The organism is Nocardioides panzhihuensis, assembly GCF_013408335.1.
Lineage (GTDB): Bacteria > Actinomycetota > Actinomycetes > Propionibacteriales > Nocardioidaceae > Nocardioides > Nocardioides panzhihuensis.
Genome location: NZ_JACBZR010000001.1, coordinates 3852201 through 3868354 on the forward strand (window position 1 = coordinate 3852201; position 16154 = coordinate 3868354).

The 16154-nt window shown below is 69.3% G+C and carries 17 protein-coding genes and 1 tRNA gene; 6 read left to right on the forward strand and 12 right to left on the reverse strand.

The features are described from left to right. Positions 1 to 7 precede the first annotated feature (7 nt). Entirely contained in the window at positions 8 to 574 is a 567-nt protein-coding gene (locus BJ988_RS18235) for a sunset domain-containing protein (protein ID WP_179659344.1), read from the forward strand. Between the two features lie 210 nt (positions 575 to 784). Here BJ988_RS18235 and prfA read toward each other — a convergent pair whose 3' ends face one another. The 8 genes from prfA to BJ988_RS18275 form a co-directional block, all read right to left on the reverse strand. Continuing rightward, positions 785 to 1861, reverse strand: coding sequence for a peptide chain release factor 1 (gene prfA / locus BJ988_RS18240; protein ID WP_179659346.1), 1077 nt, complete (start codon positions 1859 to 1861; stop codon positions 785 to 787). Positions 1862 to 1987: 126 nt separating this feature from the next. Continuing rightward, positions 1988 to 2200: a 50S ribosomal protein L31 gene (rpmE, locus tag BJ988_RS18245; RefSeq protein ID WP_179659348.1), complete on the reverse strand. Its 213-nt coding sequence runs from the start codon at positions 2198 to 2200 to the stop codon at positions 1988 to 1990. A 210-nt stretch (positions 2201 to 2410) separates the two neighbouring features. Further along, on the reverse strand, positions 2411 to 4303 hold the full coding sequence (gene rho / locus BJ988_RS18250) for a transcription termination factor Rho (protein WP_179659350.1): 1893 nt from the start codon (positions 4301 to 4303) through the stop codon (positions 2411 to 2413). A 196-nt stretch (positions 4304 to 4499) separates the two neighbouring features. Then, a complete protein-coding gene (gene thrB, locus BJ988_RS18255) occupies positions 4500 to 5441 on the reverse strand; it encodes a homoserine kinase (protein WP_179659352.1) in 942 nt (313 codons plus the stop codon). An 8-nt stretch (positions 5442 to 5449) separates the two neighbouring features. Continuing rightward, on the reverse strand, positions 5450 to 6517 hold the full coding sequence (gene thrC, locus BJ988_RS18260; protein ID WP_179659354.1) for a threonine synthase: 1068 nt from the start codon (positions 6515 to 6517) through the stop codon (positions 5450 to 5452). Continuing rightward, positions 6517 to 7830, reverse strand: a complete 1314-nt coding sequence (locus tag BJ988_RS18265; RefSeq protein ID WP_179659356.1) for a homoserine dehydrogenase — start codon at positions 7828 to 7830, stop codon at positions 6517 to 6519. Before BJ988_RS18265 ends, thrC begins: the two co-directional genes overlap by 1 nt. Before the next feature lie 74 nt (positions 7831 to 7904). Beyond that, a complete protein-coding gene (locus BJ988_RS18270; RefSeq protein WP_179659357.1) occupies positions 7905 to 8849 on the reverse strand; it encodes an alcohol dehydrogenase catalytic domain-containing protein in 945 nt (314 codons plus the stop codon). 54 nt (positions 8850 to 8903) lie between these two features. Continuing rightward, positions 8904 to 9563 (reverse strand): hypothetical protein, encoded by a 660-nt coding sequence (locus BJ988_RS18275; protein WP_179659359.1) that lies wholly within the window; start codon positions 9561 to 9563, stop codon positions 8904 to 8906. An 80-nt stretch (positions 9564 to 9643) separates the two neighbouring features. On the opposite strand from BJ988_RS18275, the gene BJ988_RS18280 reads away from it, so the two are divergent. Further along, positions 9644 to 10219, forward strand: a complete 576-nt coding sequence (locus BJ988_RS18280; RefSeq protein WP_179659361.1) for an ASCH domain-containing protein — start codon at positions 9644 to 9646, stop codon at positions 10217 to 10219. Between the two features lie 135 nt (positions 10220 to 10354). Here BJ988_RS18280 and lysA read toward each other — a convergent pair whose 3' ends face one another. Together lysA and argS are read right to left on the reverse strand one after the other, a co-directional pair. Then, complete coding sequence (gene lysA / locus BJ988_RS18285; RefSeq protein ID WP_179659363.1) at positions 10355 to 11740, reverse strand: diaminopimelate decarboxylase; 1386 nt, start codon at positions 11738 to 11740, stop codon at positions 10355 to 10357. Then, a complete protein-coding gene (gene argS / locus BJ988_RS18290; protein ID WP_179659366.1) occupies positions 11737 to 13401 on the reverse strand; it encodes an arginine--tRNA ligase in 1665 nt (554 codons plus the stop codon). The genes lysA and argS overlap by 4 nt, the downstream gene beginning before the upstream one ends. An 86-nt stretch (positions 13402 to 13487) precedes the next feature. Here argS and BJ988_RS18295 point away from each other — a divergent pair. After that, a tRNA-Arg gene (locus BJ988_RS18295) sits at positions 13488 to 13560 on the forward strand. A gap of 180 nt (positions 13561 to 13740) precedes the next feature. Here BJ988_RS18295 and BJ988_RS18300 read toward each other — a convergent pair. Continuing rightward, positions 13741 to 14364, reverse strand: a complete 624-nt coding sequence (locus tag BJ988_RS18300; RefSeq protein WP_179659368.1) for a metallophosphoesterase — start codon at positions 14362 to 14364, stop codon at positions 13741 to 13743. Between the two features lie 142 nt (positions 14365 to 14506). Then, positions 14507 to 14713 carry a DUF4287 domain-containing protein gene (locus tag BJ988_RS18305; protein WP_179659370.1) on the reverse strand — a complete coding sequence of 69 codons (207 nt, stop codon included), beginning with the start codon at positions 14711 to 14713 and terminating at the stop codon, positions 14507 to 14509. Positions 14714 to 14734: 21 nt separating this feature from the next. Between BJ988_RS18305 and BJ988_RS18310 the strand changes: the two genes are divergently transcribed. Genes BJ988_RS18310 through BJ988_RS18320 form a run of 3 tightly spaced genes read left to right on the forward strand, consistent with a single transcriptional unit; the run spans position 14735 to position 16148 of the window. Then, on the forward strand, positions 14735 to 15424 hold the full coding sequence (locus BJ988_RS18310; protein ID WP_179659372.1) for an acetoacetate decarboxylase family protein: 690 nt from the start codon (positions 14735 to 14737) through the stop codon (positions 15422 to 15424). A 37-nt stretch (positions 15425 to 15461) separates the two neighbouring features. Then, complete coding sequence (locus BJ988_RS18315) at positions 15462 to 15809, forward strand: VOC family protein (protein ID WP_179659374.1); 348 nt, start codon at positions 15462 to 15464, stop codon at positions 15807 to 15809. Positions 15810 to 15863: 54 nt separating this feature from the next. Continuing rightward, positions 15864 to 16148 (forward strand): MazG-like family protein, encoded by a 285-nt coding sequence (locus BJ988_RS18320; RefSeq protein WP_179659376.1) that lies wholly within the window; start codon positions 15864 to 15866, stop codon positions 16146 to 16148. Positions 16149 to 16154: the final 6 nt, after the last annotated feature.

The following is a 16154-nucleotide window of genomic DNA, read 5'->3' on the forward strand; positions in this document are numbered from 1 at the left end:
TCACCCCATGAAGTGGCCATTGCTGCTTGCACTCATCCTCGTCCTCGCCACCCTGATCTGGTTCTTCTTCGGACGGCCGATCCGCAAGGACGCCAAGACCGGAGACCGAGCGGAGACGGATCACTCGAGCCCCGAGGCCACCAGTACCCCCGTCGCCGCTGCCGCCGACCCCGCCGAGGCGGCTGAGACCGAGAAGGCTGCGGACGCCGACGCCGACACCGCTGCGGTCGTCGCGGAGGCCGAGAGCGTCGTCGCGGCCGCTGCCGCCGACACCGAGGCGTCCGAGGCCGAGGAGGCCACGACCGCTCCCGTCGACACCGAGCCGGAAGTCGTCCCGGTCGCCGAGGCGCCCGCCGCGACCGACGGTGCTCCCTACGCCGGCGCCGTGCTGCCTGCTGCGGACGGAACCAGCTCGGATGCCGCGTACGACATCAAGGGCAGCAGCGGGAAGAAGTACCACACGACGGCGAGCCCCTACTACAGCCGCACGAAGGCGGCCGTCTACTTCGACTCCGAGGAGTCGGCCGAGGCCGCCGGCTTCATCGCGGGCTTCAAGAAGAAGGTCGACGCCTGATCAGGCACCGACTCTGAGGTCGAAGGTCGCAGCCATGAGATGGCTGCGACCTTCGACATTTCCGCGAGAAGTCAGCTTCTGACGCCGAAGAGTCGATATCTGACGGCGAGAGGTCAGTCTCTGAGCGCCAAGCAGGCCTTGGCACCGTAAAACTGACCTCTCGGTCTCACAAACTGACGTGTCGACGCCAGAAATCGACGCCTCGGCGGGTCAGGACTCCAGGCCGGCCAGGCGGGCAGCCAGGTCGGCGTCTACCGCGCTTCCGATCACCGGCTCCAGGTCGCCGTCCAGGACCTGGTCCAGGTTGTAGGACTTGTAGCCGGTGCGGTGGTCGGAGATGCGGTTCTCGGGGTAGTTGTAGGTGCGGATCCGCTCGGAGCGGTCGACGGTGCGCACCTGGGAGCGGCGGACGTCAGATGCTTCCGCGTCGGCGGCGTCCTGGGCGGCCTGGAGCAGGCGCGAGCGCAGCACGCGCATCGCCTGCTCCTTGTTCTGCAGCTGCGACTTCTCGTTCTGCATCGAGACGACGATGCCGGTGGGGACGTGGGTGATCCGGACCGCGGAGTCGGTGGTGTTGACCGACTGGCCGCCTGGGCCCGAAGAGCGATAGACGTCGATGCGGAGGTCGTTGTCGTTGATCTCGACATCGATGGGCTCGGCCTCGGGAACCACGAGGACACCAGCGGCCGAGGTGTGCACCCGGCCCTGCGACTCGGTGACCGGGACTCGCTGGACACGGTGCACGCCACCCTCGAACTTGAGCAGCGCGTAAGGGGCGCGGCCGGGCTCAGAGTTGCCCTTCGCCTTCACCGCGACGGTGACCGACTTGTAGCCGCCGAGGTCGGACTCGTTGGCATCGAGGAACTCGAGCTTCCAGCCCTGGCGCTCGGCGTAGCGGGAGTACATCCGCAGCAGGTCGCCGGCGAACAGGGCCGACTCCTCGCCACCCTCCCCCGACTTCACCTCGAGGATGGCGTCCTTGTCGTCGGTCGGGTCGCGGGGCACGAGCAGCCGACGCAGCCGCTCCTCGGCGACCTCTCGCTGGGGCACCAGCGCCTCGGCCTCCTCGGCGAACGAGGGGTCCTCTCCCGCCAGCTCACGGGCGGCCTCGAGGTCGTCCCCGAGCTGCTGCCAGGAGTGGTAAGCGGCGATGATCGAGCTCAGCTCGGCGTACCTCTGGTTGAGCTTCTTCGCCAGGCGCGCGTCGGCGTGGGTCTCGGGCTCGGCGAGCCGCTTCTCCAGCCCTACGTGCTCCTCGATGAGCCCTTCGACCGCATCAAACTGCATTGTCTTGCGCCTCCGCTTCGCTCCGGCGGGACATCTCCGCCCGGGAGTGGGTGTTCAAACCGTGTGGTCGCTGAAATACGCCAGCGCCGGCCACCCGCGAATGCAGGGGCCGGCGCTGGGAAGCAGCTACTTGCTGCGCTTGCCGAAGCGAGCCTCGAAGCGAGCCACGCGACCGCCGGTGTCGAGGATCTTCTGCTTGCCCGTGTAGAACGGGTGGCAGTTGGAGCACACGTCGGCGCGGATGGCGCCCCCGTTCACGGTGCTGCGGGTGGTGAACGAGTTGCCACAGGTGCAGGTGACCTGGGTGTCGACGTAAGTCGGGTGGATCTCGGGCTTCATGAGGTTCCTCTCAAGACATGGGGCCCCGGGTCGCCGCCGCAGGTTGCGGGACGTGAACCGGCACCGAGGATTCAGTGTATGTGAACGTCTGGGGCCGCGAATAATTCCCGACGGCCCCAGACGCACCTCGCGTCCGCGCTTCGCGCGGTCACTCCCTCGCTCGGCGCGAGCGGACGAGCAAGCTCGCCGCTCGGCCTCGCTACGGTCGTCTCAGCTCTTGGCGACCCCGCTGAGCAGCACCATGTTGGTGGCCGAACCGGACACCTTGTCGACCAGGACCGAGGCGGCCTTCGCACCCTCCAGCGTGGCCAGGGAAGCGCGCAGCTTGCGCACCGCGTCGCCCTCGCCGCCGGTGAAGAGCAGGTCGTCGCGACGGGTGCCGGAGGCGTTCACATCGACGGCAGGGAAGATCCCGGCCTCCGCGTACTCCTCGCTCAGTCGCAGCTCGGAGTTGGCGGTGTCCTTGAACGCGTCGAAGATGATCTCGTCGGTCTTGGAGCCGGTCTCGACCGCAGCGGTGGCGAGGATGGTCAGCGAGCCGCCGTCCTCCACGTTGCGAGCCGCACCGAAGAACCGCTTCGTCGGGTAGAGCGCCGCCGAGTCGACGCCGCCACCGAGGATCCGGCCCGAGGCCGGGACCGAGAGGTTGTAGGCCTTGCCGAGCCGGGTCAGCCCGTCGAGCAGGACGACGACGTCGTGACCGAGCTCGACCAGACGCTTGGCCCGCTCGATGGCCAGCTCGGCCACCACGGTGTGGTCGGCCGGCTGCCGGTCGAAGGTGGAGGCGATGACCTCGCCCTTGACGCTCCGCTCGAAGTCGGTGACCTCTTCGGGGCGCTCGTCGACGAGCACGACCATCAGGTGGCACTCGGGGTTGTTGGCGGTGATCGCGCCGGCGATCGCCTGCAGGACGGTGGTCTTGCCGGCCTTCGACGGAGCAGAGATCAGGCCGCGCTGGCCCTTTCCGATCGGGGAGACCAGGTCGACGATCCGGCCGGTGACCGGGTCGGGGCCACCCTCGAGGCGCAGCCGCTGGTCGGGGTGGACCGGGGCGAGCTTGTCGAACTCGACGCGGTGCCTGGCGACCTCGGGGTCGGCACCGTTGACCGAGTCGATGCGCACCATCGGGTTGTACTTCTCCTTGCGCTCACCCTCGCGGGGCTGGCGCACCTGACCGACGATCGCATCGCCACGGCGCAGGCCGAGGCGCTTGACCAGCGACAGGGAGAGGTAGACGTCGTCGGGTCCGGGGAGGTAACCGGAGGTGCGGACGAAGGCGTAGTTGTCGAGTACGTCCAGGATGCCTGCGGCGGGCACCAGCACGTCGTCCTCGAGGACGGTCGTGTCCGGCTCGCCACGGCCCGGGCGGTTGCGCTCGCGGTCACGACCACGACGCCGGCGGTTGCGGCGGCTGCCGCCCTCGCCGTCGTCATCGCCGGAGTCGTCGACCTGCTCGGCCGGCTTCTCCTTCTGGGCTTCCTCGTTCTTCCTCTCGGCCGCAGGCTGGCCGGACCTGGCCGGGCCCTTGCCCTGGCCACCGCCGGCGGGCTGACCGCCGCCGGCGGGCTGACCGCCGCCGGCGGGCTGGCCACCCTGGCCGCCCTGGGCACCCTGGCCGCCACTCTTGTTCTGGCTCTGGTTGCGCTGGCGGCGTGGGCGCTGGCCGCCCTCGTTGCCGGCGTCGGCGGCCTCGGCGGACTTCTCCGCGGGCTTCTCGGCCTTCTCGGCCGGCTTCTCCGCCGGCTTCTCGACAGGCTTCTCTGTGGTCTTCTCTGCGGTATTCGCCGCCGGCTTCTCGGCAGCAGGCTTCTCGGCAGCAGGCTTCTCGGCGGTCTTCTCGGAAGGCTTCTCTGCCGCAGGCTTCTCGACGGCAGGCTTCTCGACGGCAGGCTTCTCAGCCTTCTGCGCCGGCGCCGACTGCGCACGGTTGCCCTGGGCAGCCTTGATCGCGTCGATCAGCTGGGCCTTCTTCATCGAGTTCGCTCCGGCGATGCCCATCCCGTTGGCCATCGCCTTGAGGTCGGCGAGGAGCATTCCGCCAAGGCCACCACGCTTCTTCGGGGCGTTCGGCTCCGGAGCGGTGGATTCCATGGTCTCAGTCACGTGAGTCCTTTCCCACGTATCGCCGATCGGCGTACAACACCGACGGCTCGTTTGTCAGAACCCCTGACGGGCCGACGCGCGCCAAACGAAGTGGCACGGCACGAAAGGGGGATCACATCCTGAAGGCCTGAACGGCCAGATGTGCATCCAGGCTAACACGCACAGCACCCATGACAGCACGGGCCCGGACGGCAGTTCAGAGGATGCGTACGCCGTCCATGTCGACGCTCAGCGCATGGCAGCTCCAACCCGCCGGACAGCGGGCGGCGAGCTTGGTCGTCTCGGCCGACTCCACGCCGTTGCTGAAGGCCAGGACCGTCGGTCCGGCGCCGGAGACGATGGCCGCGACGCCGTCGGCGCGCAGCTCGTCGACCAAGGCCAGCGACTCCGGCATGGCGGGTCGGCGATACTCCTGGTGGAGGAAGTCTCGGGTGGCGCGGTGCAGGTGCTCCGGCGCGTCGCTCAGCGCCGCGACCAGGAGGGCCGTACGACCCGCGTCGGCCGCCGCATCCGAGTGCGGGACCGTCTTGGGCAGCAGCCCGCGGGCGGTCTTGGTCTCGACACCGGTCGGGGGGACGAAGACGACGACGCTGACCCTCGGGTCCACGGCGGTGCGAACCGCAAAACAGTGCCTTCTGGAGCCTGTTGGCAGGGCATCGTCCTCACCCGCGATCGTGAAACCTCCGTAGAAGGCGGGCGCGACGTTGTCGGGGTGACCCTCGATCTCGGCAGCCGTCTGGAAGAGCGTCTCGTCGTCGAGGATCAGCTCTCCCCCGGCGACCAGGGCCCGCGCCAGCACCAGGCCGCCGACGATCGCGGCCGAGGACGAACCCATCCCGCGGGCATGCGGGATCTGGTTGCGGCAGTGCAGCTTCAGTCCGGCCGGCTGCTTGCCGATGATCTCGAAGGCGGCCCGCATGGAGCGTACGACGAGGTGGGACTCGTCGAGCGGGACCGTGCCCTCGCCCGCACCCTCGACGGTGACCTCCAGGCCGCCGGCGACCGCGTCTGTCGAGAACACCTCGCCGGTGAGCTCGTCACGCAGGTCGAGCGCCAGCCCCAGCGAGTCGTAGCCGGGACCGAGGTTGGCGGAGGTGGCCGGGACGGTGACGGTCACCGGGCCTTCTACGAAGGTCATCGTTGCTGCTACGCGAGCCCGGCTGCGGCCGCCGCGGCCTCGAGGTCGGCGTCGATGACGATCTCGGTCAGCTCACCGAAGAACTCCAGCGCGGTGGCGGTGTCCTTGAGCCCGTGACCGGTGACGGTGATGACCGTGGTGGCTCCGGCGTAGGTCTCCCCCGCCTCGAGGTCGGCGAGCAGACCCGCGACACCCGCCGCCGAGGCGGGCTCGACGAAGACGCCGTCATTGCGGGCGAGCTGGGACTGGGCGGAGAGGATCTGCTCGTCGGTGAGCGCGCGGAACCGGCCACCGGACTTGGTGGCCGCGGCCTCGGCGAGCTGCCACGAGGCCGGGTTGCCGATCCGGATCGCGGTCGCCTTCGTCTCGGGATGCTCGACCGGGTGGCCGAGCACGAGCGGCGCCGCACCCTCGGCCTGGAAGGCGCGCATGACCGGGGTCTTGGTGGCGTGGCCGGCCGCTGCGTACTGCTCGTAGCCGAGCCAGTAGGCGGAAAGGTTGCCGGCGTTGCCGATCGGCATCAGGTGGTAGTCGGGAGCGTCGCCGAGGCGGTCGACCACCTCGAAGGCCGCCGTCTTCTGGCCTTCGAGCCGGATCGGGTTGACGGAGTTGACCAGCGCGACCGGATAGTTGTCGGCGAGCGCGCGGGAGAGCTTGAGGCAGTCGTCGAAGTTGCCGCGTACCTTGACCACCTCGGCGCCGTGGACCAGCGCCTGGGCCATCTTGGCGGCACTGATCTTGCCGTTGGGGACGAGCACGACCGGGGTTATCCCGGCCTTGGCGGCGTAGGCGGCCATCGAGGCGCTGGTGTTGCCGGTCGAGGCGCACACGACGGCCTTCGCGCCCTCGTGGACGGCGACGGAGATGGCCGCGGTCATGCCGCGGTCCTTGAAGGAGCCGGTCGGGTTCTGACCCTCGACCTTCAGCCACACCTCACCCTTGGTGGCGCTGGAGAGCCACTCGGAGTGGACCAGCGGGGTGCCGCCCTCGCCGAGCGTCACCGCCGGGGTGTCCTGGGGGATGTCGAGGAGGTTGCGATACTCCTCGATCACGCCGCGCCATTGGCTCGTAGTCATCAGACTGCTCCTTCTACGCGCATCACCGAGGCGACGTCGCGGACGTACTCCATCTCGCGCAGGTGCTGCACGGTCGCCGCGAGCGCGGCATCGGGGGCTTCGTGGGACACGACGACGAGCTGAGCGTCCTCGCCGCGTCCTTCTTGGCGGACGGCCTTGATCGAGACGCCGTGCTCGGAGAAGGCGGTCGCGACGGCGGCGAGCACGCCGGCCTTGTCGGCCACGTCGAGGCTGACGTGGTAGCGGGTGACGGTCTCCCCCATCGGACGCACCGCGCGGGCGGCGTAGGAGGACTCGCCGAAGCTGCGGGTGCCGAGGACCTTGTTGCGCGCGATCGTGACCAGGTCACCGAGGACGGCGCTCGCGGTGGGCTCCCCGCCCGCGCCCTGGCCGTAGAACATCAGGTCACCCGCCGAGGCGGACTCGACGAAGACGGCGTTGTAGGCGCCGCGTACGGTCGCCAGCGCGTGGCTGCGCGGGATCATCACCGGGTGGACGCGGACCGAGACGTCGTCGTCGTCGAGCTCGGCGATCGCGAGCAGCTTGACGACGCTCCCCATGGCCTTGGCGGAGGCGACGTCACCGGCGGTCACCTCGGTGATGCCCTCGCGGTAGACGTCGCTGGCGGTCACCCGGGTGTGGAACGCGAGCGAGGCCAGGATGGCGGCCTTGGCGGCGGCGTCGAACCCCTCGACGTCGGCGGTCGGGTCGGCCTCGGCATAGCCCAGCTCCTGGGCTTCGACGAGAGCCTCCTCGAAGCCGGCGCCGTAGGTGTCCATCTTGTCGAGGATGTAGTTGGTGGTGCCGTTGACGATGCCCATCACCTTGGTGACGTGGTCGCCGACGAGCGAGTCGCGCAGGGGGCGGAGGATCGGGATCGCACCGGCCACCGCGGCCTCGTAGTAGAGGTCGGTGCCGGCCTTCTCGGCGGCCTCGTAGAGCGTCGGGCCGTCCTCGGCGAGGAGCGCCTTGTTGGCGGTGACGACGCTGGCGCCGCTCTCCAGGGCCTGGAGGATGAGGCCGCGGGCCGGCTCGATGCCGCCGATCACCTCGATCACGAGGTCGACGTCGTCGCGGCTGACCAGGCCCTGCGCGTCGGTGGTGAGCAGCTCCGCGGGCACCTCGACGTCGCGGGGAGCGTCGAGGCGGCGTACGGCCACGCCTCTGATCTCCAACGGGGCACCCACTCTGGCGGCGAGATCCGCATCGCCCTCGAGCAGGAGCCGGACCACCTGGGACCCCACCACACCGCAGCCGAGGACGGCGACGCCCAGGGGCTCGACGGCGTGCGTGGTCGTCTTGTTGCTGCTCACGCGCCAAGGGTATCCGGGACAGGCTCCCGGGTCCGACTTCCGCTCTAGGCGCGGACACCTCCGCCCGCTTCGGTTCAGGCCAGGAGCACGACCTTGCCGGTGGTCTCGCGAGCCTCCAGCGCCCGATGGGCCGCGGCCGCGGCGGCGAGGGGGAAGGCGGAGCCGACGTACGGCTTGCGGGTGCCGTCCGCGGCGGCCTCGAGCGAGGCCCGCTCGAACTCCTTGATCCGGCCCAGGACCCGCGGGCCGAGGATGTCGATGATCTTGGCGCCGCCCTCGTAGCCGTCCTGGTCGCCGGAGAACCGGACCATCCGGCCCTCGGCCTCCAGGTGGGCATAGACCTGCCTTGGTACGTCACCCCCGAGCCCATCGAGGAGGACCGTGATCCGGGGCTCCTCGGCGCGAAGCCGCTCCAGCCAACCGTCTTTGCGGTAATCGACGACCGTCTGCGCACCGAACCCGCGGGCGATCTCGAGCTTGGCGTCCGAGCCCGCGAGCCCCACCGCACGAGCGCCCGCGTTGCGGATGCCCTGGAGCAGGATCGCACCCATGCCACCGGCCGCCGAGGTGACCACGACGACGTCGTCGGGGGTGATCTGGGCGTCCTCGAGCACAGCGGCCGAGGTGCGGCCGGTGCCGATCGCGGCCACGGCGTCGGCCGGCTCCAGGCCGTCGGGGCGGAGATAGAGCTGCTTCTCGTCGGCGACGGCGAGCTCGGCGTAGCCGCCGCTGCTCCCCACGCCCAGATGGGCGACGACCTTCGCGCCCTGCCAGGCCTCGTCGACGCCCTCACCGATCTCGTCGACGACCCCGGCCACCTCACGACCGGGCGTCATCGGAAGCTCCGGGCGCGGCATCGTCGGCGGCAGGTCGGCCGCTCTGATCGAGGTGTCGAGACGGTGGACGCCGGCGGCCTCCACCCTGATGCGTACCTGGCCCGGTCCCGGTGTCGGGTCGGGCACCTCCTCGATGCGCAGGACCTCCGGGCCGCCGAACTCGTGCTGTCTGATCGCTCTCATACGGAGAGTCAACATGCTCAAGTTGACTTGAGGTCAAGGTCTTTCCGGAAGACCTCAGGCGAGTTCCGGGATCGGCCGGAGCACAGCAGCGACGTCACGAGCGAGGCGTACGCGCCGGAGCAGCTCCTCCGCGTCCGGCTCCACGTCGGTGGTGACCGTGATGGCGTCGTTGCGGGCCACCACCCACAGCCGCTCGTCGACGACGTGGCTGGCGAACCGGGACAGCGACCGGGCGTGCTCCTCGTCCGCTGCGATGACGGCCCCGTCGGGAGTGGTCACGCTGGTCTTGGCGCGGAACTCCGGCGGGAAGAAGATCGGCGTGGGCACCCGGCCGGTGCCGGTGTTGCCGGAGCCTGGCGAGAGCCCGATCATCGCGGCTGTCTTGGGCAGGTGCGCGGGGACCCGCACCACCACCCAGCGCGCCGGGCGCCAGGAACCTTTCCCCGGGGACGCCTTGCCGTGCCAGTACTCGACCAGGATCCCGTCGCAGGAGCCGTCGACGACGAGGTCGCAGCGCTCGGCGCGTACGTCGGTCCCCAGCACCTCCCACCGAACCGGCCGCTGCGCCGCGGCCTTGCCGGTCACCACCGACCAGCCGAACGTCTGCGCGGCGCGGGTCACGCTGTCGCGCCGCTCCTTCGTCATGCGGGCGACAGAGGCTCGCGGCGCCTGCGACGGCGCCGCGGCTCCATCTGAGTAGGCGCCCCTCGGCATGCGCTCCATCGTAGGGGCCTGCACCACAGGATTTCGGGAAGGCGAAACCGAATTTCTTGATTACGAGGTTTGATAGGTGGGTGCTGTTCCCCAACGCCGACCTCGAACGCATCCACTCCGGCGATATCGATCTCGCCTTCCGCCGCTGGAAGCGTCCGATGCATGTCGCCGGCGGTCGCCAGCGCACTCGGATAGGTGTGGTCGAGTTCGTCGCAGTGTCCCCGGTGACCTGTGGTGCGCTCACCGACGAGGACGCCAGCCGGGCAGGTACGACGCTCCCAGACCTGCTGGCTTTCCTGTCCCGAAAGGACGGGGAGGTCTACCGGATCGAGGTGCGTTACGCCGGCGACGACGAGCGGATCGCGCTGCGCGCCAAGCGCCCGGGCAAGAAGGAGACCGCCGCGCTGGTCGCGAAGCTGGCCGACATGGACCGGCGCAGTCGTCGGGGGCCATGGACGCGGGAGCATCTCGAGCTCATCGAGGCCCGCCCCGGGGAGCTCGCCGAGACCATCGCGGCCTCGATCGGACGCGAGAAGAAGCCGTTCAAGACCGACATCCGCCGTCTCAAAGAGCTCGGTCTCACCGAGTCCCTCCCGGTCGGCTATCGCCTCTCACCGCGTGGGCGCGCGGTCCTGCGCGCGCTTCGATCGGACTGAGCCGTCACCCCCGTCGGCCGAAGCGTCACCCCGGTCGCTCGAAGCGTCACCCCGGTCGGTCGAATGGGCATCGGCGTGCCCATTCGGCCGACGCAACTGACGCCTCGGCCGACGTAACTGACGTCTCGGCTGGGGCTAGCCCATGTCGGTGGCGAACAGGTCGGCCTCGGTCTCACGCCGGACGATGACGCGGGACTCCCCGTCGCGGACCGCGACGACCGGGGGCCGAAGCGCGTGGTTGTAGTTGGAGGCCATGGAACGCCCGTAGGCGCCGGTGCCCGGCACTGCGATCAGGTCTCCGGGAGCGATGTCCCCGGGCAGGAACTCGTGCTTGACCACGATGTCGCCGGCTTCGCAGTGCTTGCCGACGACGCGACCCAGGACGGGCCCGGCGTTCGAGGACCGGCCGGCGAGGGTGGCGGAGTAGTCGGCGTCGTACAGGGCCGTGCGGATGTTGTCGCTCATCCCGCCGTCGACGCTGACATAGGTCCGGGTGACGCCGCCGTCGAGGGCGACCTCCTTGACCGTGCCGACGGTGTAGACGGTGCACATCGAGGGCCCGACGATGGCCCGGCCCGGCTCGATCGAGAGGTGCGGCACGGCCAGGCCGAAGCCACGGCACTCGTGCTCGACGATCGCGGTCAGCTCCTCGGCGAGCGCCTTGGGCGTGGAGGGGTCGTCCTGGGTGGTGTAGGCGATGCCGAAGCCACCACCGAGATCCATCTCGGGCAGCTCGGTGCCGAGCTCGTCGCGGATCCGAGCCTGCAACGCCAGCACTCGCCGGGCGGCGACCTCGAAGCCGGAGGAGTCGAAGATCTGGGAGCCGATGTGGGAGTGCAGCCCACGCAGCTCGACGTTCGGGGCGGCCAGGAGGCGGCGTACGGCCTCGAAGGCGTCGCCGGAGGAGATCGAGAAGCCGAACTTCTGGTCCTCGTGGGCGGTGGCGATGTATTCGTGGGTGTGGGCCTCGACCCCGGCGGTCACCCGCACCATCACGCGGGCGGTCACACCGGTCTCGGCGGCGATCGCGGCGACCCGCTCGACCTCGGCGAAGGAGTCGACGATGATCCGTCCGACGCCGGCGACGATCGCCCGGCGCAGCTCCATCGGCGCCTTGTTGTTGCCGTGGTAGCCGATCTTCGCCGGGTCCACCTCGGCGCGCAGCGCGACCGAGAGCTCGCCGTCGGAGCACACGTCGAGGCAGAGCCCCTCCTGCGCCACCCAGCGCGCCACCTCGGTGCAGAGGAACGCCTTGCCTGCGTAGTAGACGTCGTAGCCGGTGAAGGCGTCACGGAACGCACGGGCACGCTCGCGGAAGTCGGCCTCGTCCAGGACGTACGCAGGGGTGTTGATGTTCGCGACCAGGTCGGGCACCGCGACACCACCGACGGTGAGGACACCGTCGGTCTTCTCGGCCGTCGCCGACCACAGCGCGGGCACGAGGGCGTTGACGTCGTCCGGGGTCTTCAGCCACACCGGGGAGGTGCCGGTGAAAGAACCCGGCGATGCGTGCGCGCTCACATCCGCTCCGGAGCGGAGACCCCGAGCAGCCCGAGGCCGTTGGCGAAGACGGTGCGGGCAGCCGAGACGAGCGCCAGGCGAGCCAGGTTGACGGGGGCGACCGGCTCGTCGCCCTTGGGCAGCATCCGGCACTCGTCATCGTCGTACCAGCGGTGGAAGATCCCGGCGGTGTCCTCCAGGTAGCGGGCGACCCGGTGGGGCTCCCGCAGCTCGGCGGCGGTGGCGACCACGCGGGGCAGCTCGGCGAGAGCGCGCAGGAGCTCGCCCTCCCGCTCGTGGATGAGCAGCGAGGGGTCGAAGGTGTCCAGGTCGATCTGCATGCCGAGGTCGGCGGCGTTGGCCATCATCCGGCAGGTGCGCGCGTGGACGTACTGCACATAGTAGACCGGGTTGGCGCTGTCGGCCTTGGCCCACAGGTCCAGGTCGATGTCGATGTTGGAGTCGCTGGAGTAGCGGGCCAGCGCGTAGCGGGCCGCATCCACACCGATCGCCTCGACGATGTCGTCGATGGTGACCACAGTGCCGGCGCGCTTCGACATCCGCATCGGCTGGCCGTCCTTGAGGAGGTTGACCATCTGGCCGATCAGGATCTCGAGGTTCTCGTGGGGGGTGTCGCCGAAGGCGGCGCACATCGCCATCATCCGGCCGACGTAGCCGTGGTGGTCGGCGCCGAGCATGATGAAGCAGCGGTCGAAGCCGCGCTCGCGCTTGTCGAGGTAGTAGGCGAGGTCGCCGGAGAAGTAGGCCCCGTTGCCGTCGGCCTTGATCACGACGCGGTCCTTGTCGTCACCGAACTTCTCGGTCGCGAGCCAGATCGCGCCGTCCTTCTCGTAGACGTTGCCGAGCTCCTTGAGCTTCGCGATGGCGCGGTCCACGGCACCGGACTTGTGCAGATTGTCCTCGTGGAAGTAGACGTCGAAGTCGACGTTGAAGTCGTGCAGGCTCTGCCTGATCTCGGCGAACATCAGGTCGACGCCGACCGCGCGGAAGACCTCCTGCGGGTCGTCGCCGTCGAGCGCGCCCGGCTCCTTGGCGATGACCTGCTTGGCGATCTCCTCGATGTACGCCCCGCCGTAGCCGTCCTCCGGCACCGGCTTGCCCTGCGCCCAGGCCAGGAGAGAGCGCGCGAAGCGGTCGATCTGGCCGCCGTGGTCGTTGAAGTAGTACTCCCGGGTGACCTCGGCGCCGCTCGCCTCGAGGACGCGGCCCAGCGCGTCGCCCACCGCGGCCCAGCGGACACCACCGAGGTGCAGCGGGCCGGTCGGGTTGGCGGAGACGAACTCCAGGTTGATGTTGTGTCCCGCGAAGGCCTCGTTGTTGCCGTAGGCGGCGCCGGCAGCGACGATCTCACCCGCCACCTTGCCCTGGGCACCGGCCTCCACGGAGATGTTCAGGAAACCCGGTCCGGCGATCTCGACGTCGGCGATCCCGTCGGTGGCCTTCAGCCTCTCGGCGACCTGCTCCCCCAGCGCACGCGGGTTCATGCCGGCCTTCTTGGCCAGCTGCAGCGCGACGTTGGTGGCATAGTCGCCGTGCCCCTTCTGCCGGGGTCGCTCCACCGTGACAGTGCTCGGTACGCCGTCGGGAAGGGCGATCGCACCCTCATCGACGAGCGCGGTGAGGACATCGACGACCGCGGTGGAAAGCTGCTCAGGAGTCACGAGGTCCAGCGTATAAGCGCCAGTCGGTTTCACCGTTATCCGTCCCAGCCTGTAGGGTTCCATCTGCATCGCTCAGGCGGTGCAATGCCTCCGTAGCTCAGGGGATAGAGCGCCGGTTTCCGGTACCGTAGGCCGCAGGTTCGATTCCTGCCGGGGGCACAGACGAGACCGCTGGGTGACCAGCGGTCTCTCTCATTTCCCGCGCCTGTCGAGGATCGGCTCGACAGCGAGCACCGCCATGACGGCGAGGGTCGCGGCGACGGCCACGCTCACCTCGCCGGCGCGGACGATCACGACGACAGCGCGACCAGCACGATGGCCCGTCGCGCATGGGCGAAGTCAACCAGCAGTGCGCCTCAGCTCGTCGAGATGGAGGGCGAGGGTCTCGCCCGAGACCGGGCGATAGTCCCAGTGGTCGACTCCGACGTTGATGCCCCAGGTGCCCTTGGCGGTACGCCGCTCACGGAACGCCTCGTGGACGTGTCCGTGCAGCAGCGGAATGCCCTCATCACGGAGACGGAACTGCTCGTAGCGGTCCTCGTCGTGCGAGTCCCCGGCGTAGGGAAAATGGGAAAGCAGCACTCTCGTCGCCGACGCTTCCGGCCCCAGCGGCGGCAGCTTCGTGACCGCGAAGTCCATCACCGCCGCGAAGCCAGCCTCGAGGTAGCTCGATCGCTTCTTCCACCCGTCCCGCACGCCGGCCCAGCATGCGTCATGGTTGCCGCTGACCAGCACCTTCGTCCCGTTCAGTCGTGACACGAGTGCGAGCGAGGCGTCCTTCCCGTGCATGTCGAAGTCACCCAGGACCCACACCACATCCTCACCGCCGACGACCGAGTTCCAGTTGTCGACCAGCGTCTCGTTCATCTCCTCCACGGAAGCGAACGCCGCCCCGCGACCCGCCGAGAGCTCCAGCAGCCGCGCGTGCCCGAAGTGCAGGTCGGAGGTGAACCAGGTCGTCATGACAACAGCGTCCCAGGCGACGTACGCGGCCTGCCATCGGGTTTCCCAAAGGCGTCACTGGGTTGGCGACGGACCGGAACCGTTGAACCTGAGGCAGTTGAGGCACCTCGATCGTCACACGCGCAACGGTTCCGGTCCGTGCTCACAAGCCCTCGGCGATCGTGTGCGCGACGAGGGCGTTGGCGTGACCGTGGCCGAGGGCGTACTCGCTCTTCAGGTGGGCCACGAGCTCCATGTGCTTGCTGCTCCCGTGGTCGCGGATGATCTGCTTCCACTCAGCGATCGGACGGCCGTACTTCTTCTCGATGGACGGGAAGTAGGAGGCGGGGCCCTTCACCTGGTCGGTCATCTCTGGTCTCCTTGTGCAAGCGTGGCGACCATCGCCACTCACCAACGCGTCGAGCAGAGCATCACCATCTCGACATGGATCGACAACAGAATTCGGGAGTCGTACGTGACCAGCTATCCCCCAGCCCCATGGCACATGCACGGATCGATGTGGCTCTCGGTCTACCGGCTCGGACACCATGTCGACGAGCGGCACCCGAAGGGCATCTACGCCGTCGCCCTGGTCGACTACACCGCACCCAGCCCGCTGACCTACCACGAGCTCCTCTCCGCCCGGGTGATCACCGCGTCCAACGGGAAGAAGGCGGTGAGCGTGGTCGACATCTGGGTGGACTCCCCCGACTCCGTCGCCGGCGGCCGTACGTTGTGGGCGATCCCGAAGGGGCTGGCCAAGTTCAGCGGAGGGTCGTCCACCAAGGGGCCGCTGTCGACCCACACCTGGGAGGCGAGCCACGACGAGGGCCCGATCGCAACGGCCCGGTTCAGCGACGTCACCCGGATCGCTCCCCGGGTCCCGATGCAGGGCAACGTGGAGCAGCCCGGGATCGAGGAGCACCCTGACACCGCCTGGCTCACCATGAGCGGTCGGGCCAAGCTCCTGCCCGCACGCGGCAGCTGGAACTTCGACCCCGACGGCCCGCTCGCCTACCTCCGCGACGCCACCAAGATCGCGTCGTTCCGCGGCGAGGGCTTCGAGGTCGACTTCGGTTGAGTCCGGGTGTCGGTGGTCGCAGGTAGCGTCGCGGAACATGAATGCACTCCACATCGACTACCTCGAGCTCGCGGTCACCGACCTCCCGGCCTCGCGCACGTTCTACGAGTCCGCCTTCGGCTGGTCCTTCAACGACTACGGCGGCATGTACGCCGGCATCGTCGGCCCGGACGGCAAGGACGAGAACGGCGGGATGTACGCCTCCGAGACCCCGGTCGCCCCGCTCCCGCTGATCCGGACGGCCGACCTGGATGCCGCGGTGGCGGCTGTCGAGAAGGCCGGCGGCACCGTCGCCGAGGGGCCCTACGACTACCCCGGCGGGCGTCGCTTCATCTTCACCGACCCGTCCGGGAATCGGCTCGGCGTCTACCAACCTGCCGAGTAGCCCCTAAACCTAAGGCTCGACCGAATTACCGGGAGCGCCCTAGACTCCGACCGCATGACCGACGCTACGCCGGCTCTGCTCGCGTATCTGTCCCGGTGGCTCGATGAGTCCCAGGGCGATCGCGACGCGGAAGCCGTTCTCTGGGGGAGAGTTGCGAAGGTGAGCGAAGAGGCCGGCGAGGCCATCGCCACACTCATCGGAGCCACCGGGCAGGATCCCCGACCAGGCAATATCCACAACTACGACGACGTCATCGAGGAGTTCCTCGATGTCGCCATCACCGCGATGACCGCCGCCGAGCGCGGCCTCTTCCCGGACAAGGTCGGCGCCCCGACCTAGCCAGCC

Excerpts from the sequence above, each read along its gene's own strand:
- BJ988_RS18235 (WP_179659344.1), top strand. The coding sequence starts at position 8 with ATGAAGTGGCCATTGCTGCTTGCACTCATCCTCGTCCTCGCCACCCTG.
- prfA (WP_179659346.1), bottom strand. The coding sequence starts at position 1,861 with ATGCAGTTTGATGCGGTCGAAGGGCTCATCGAGGAGCACGTAGGGCTG.
- rpmE (WP_179659348.1), bottom strand. The coding sequence starts at position 2,200 with ATGAAGCCCGAGATCCACCCGACTTACGTCGACACCCAGGTCACCTGC.
- thrB (WP_179659352.1), bottom strand. The coding sequence starts at position 5,441 with ATGACCTTCGTAGAAGGCCCGGTGACCGTCACCGTCCCGGCCACCTCC.
- thrC (WP_179659354.1), bottom strand. The coding sequence starts at position 6,517 with ATGACTACGAGCCAATGGCGCGGCGTGATCGAGGAGTATCGCAACCTC.
- BJ988_RS18270 (WP_179659357.1), bottom strand. The coding sequence starts at position 8,849 with ATGAGAGCGATCAGACAGCACGAGTTCGGCGGCCCGGAGGTCCTGCGC.
- BJ988_RS18275 (WP_179659359.1), bottom strand. The coding sequence starts at position 9,563 with ATGCCGAGGGGCGCCTACTCAGATGGAGCCGCGGCGCCGTCGCAGGCG.
- BJ988_RS18300 (WP_179659368.1), bottom strand. The coding sequence starts at position 14,364 with ATGACGACCTGGTTCACCTCCGACCTGCACTTCGGGCACGCGCGGCTG.
- BJ988_RS18305 (WP_179659370.1), bottom strand. The coding sequence starts at position 14,713 with ATGACCGACCAGGTGAAGGGCCCCGCCTCCTACTTCCCGTCCATCGAG.
- BJ988_RS18315 (WP_179659374.1), top strand. The coding sequence starts at position 15,462 with ATGAATGCACTCCACATCGACTACCTCGAGCTCGCGGTCACCGACCTC.
- BJ988_RS18320 (WP_179659376.1), top strand. The coding sequence starts at position 15,864 with ATGACCGACGCTACGCCGGCTCTGCTCGCGTATCTGTCCCGGTGGCTC.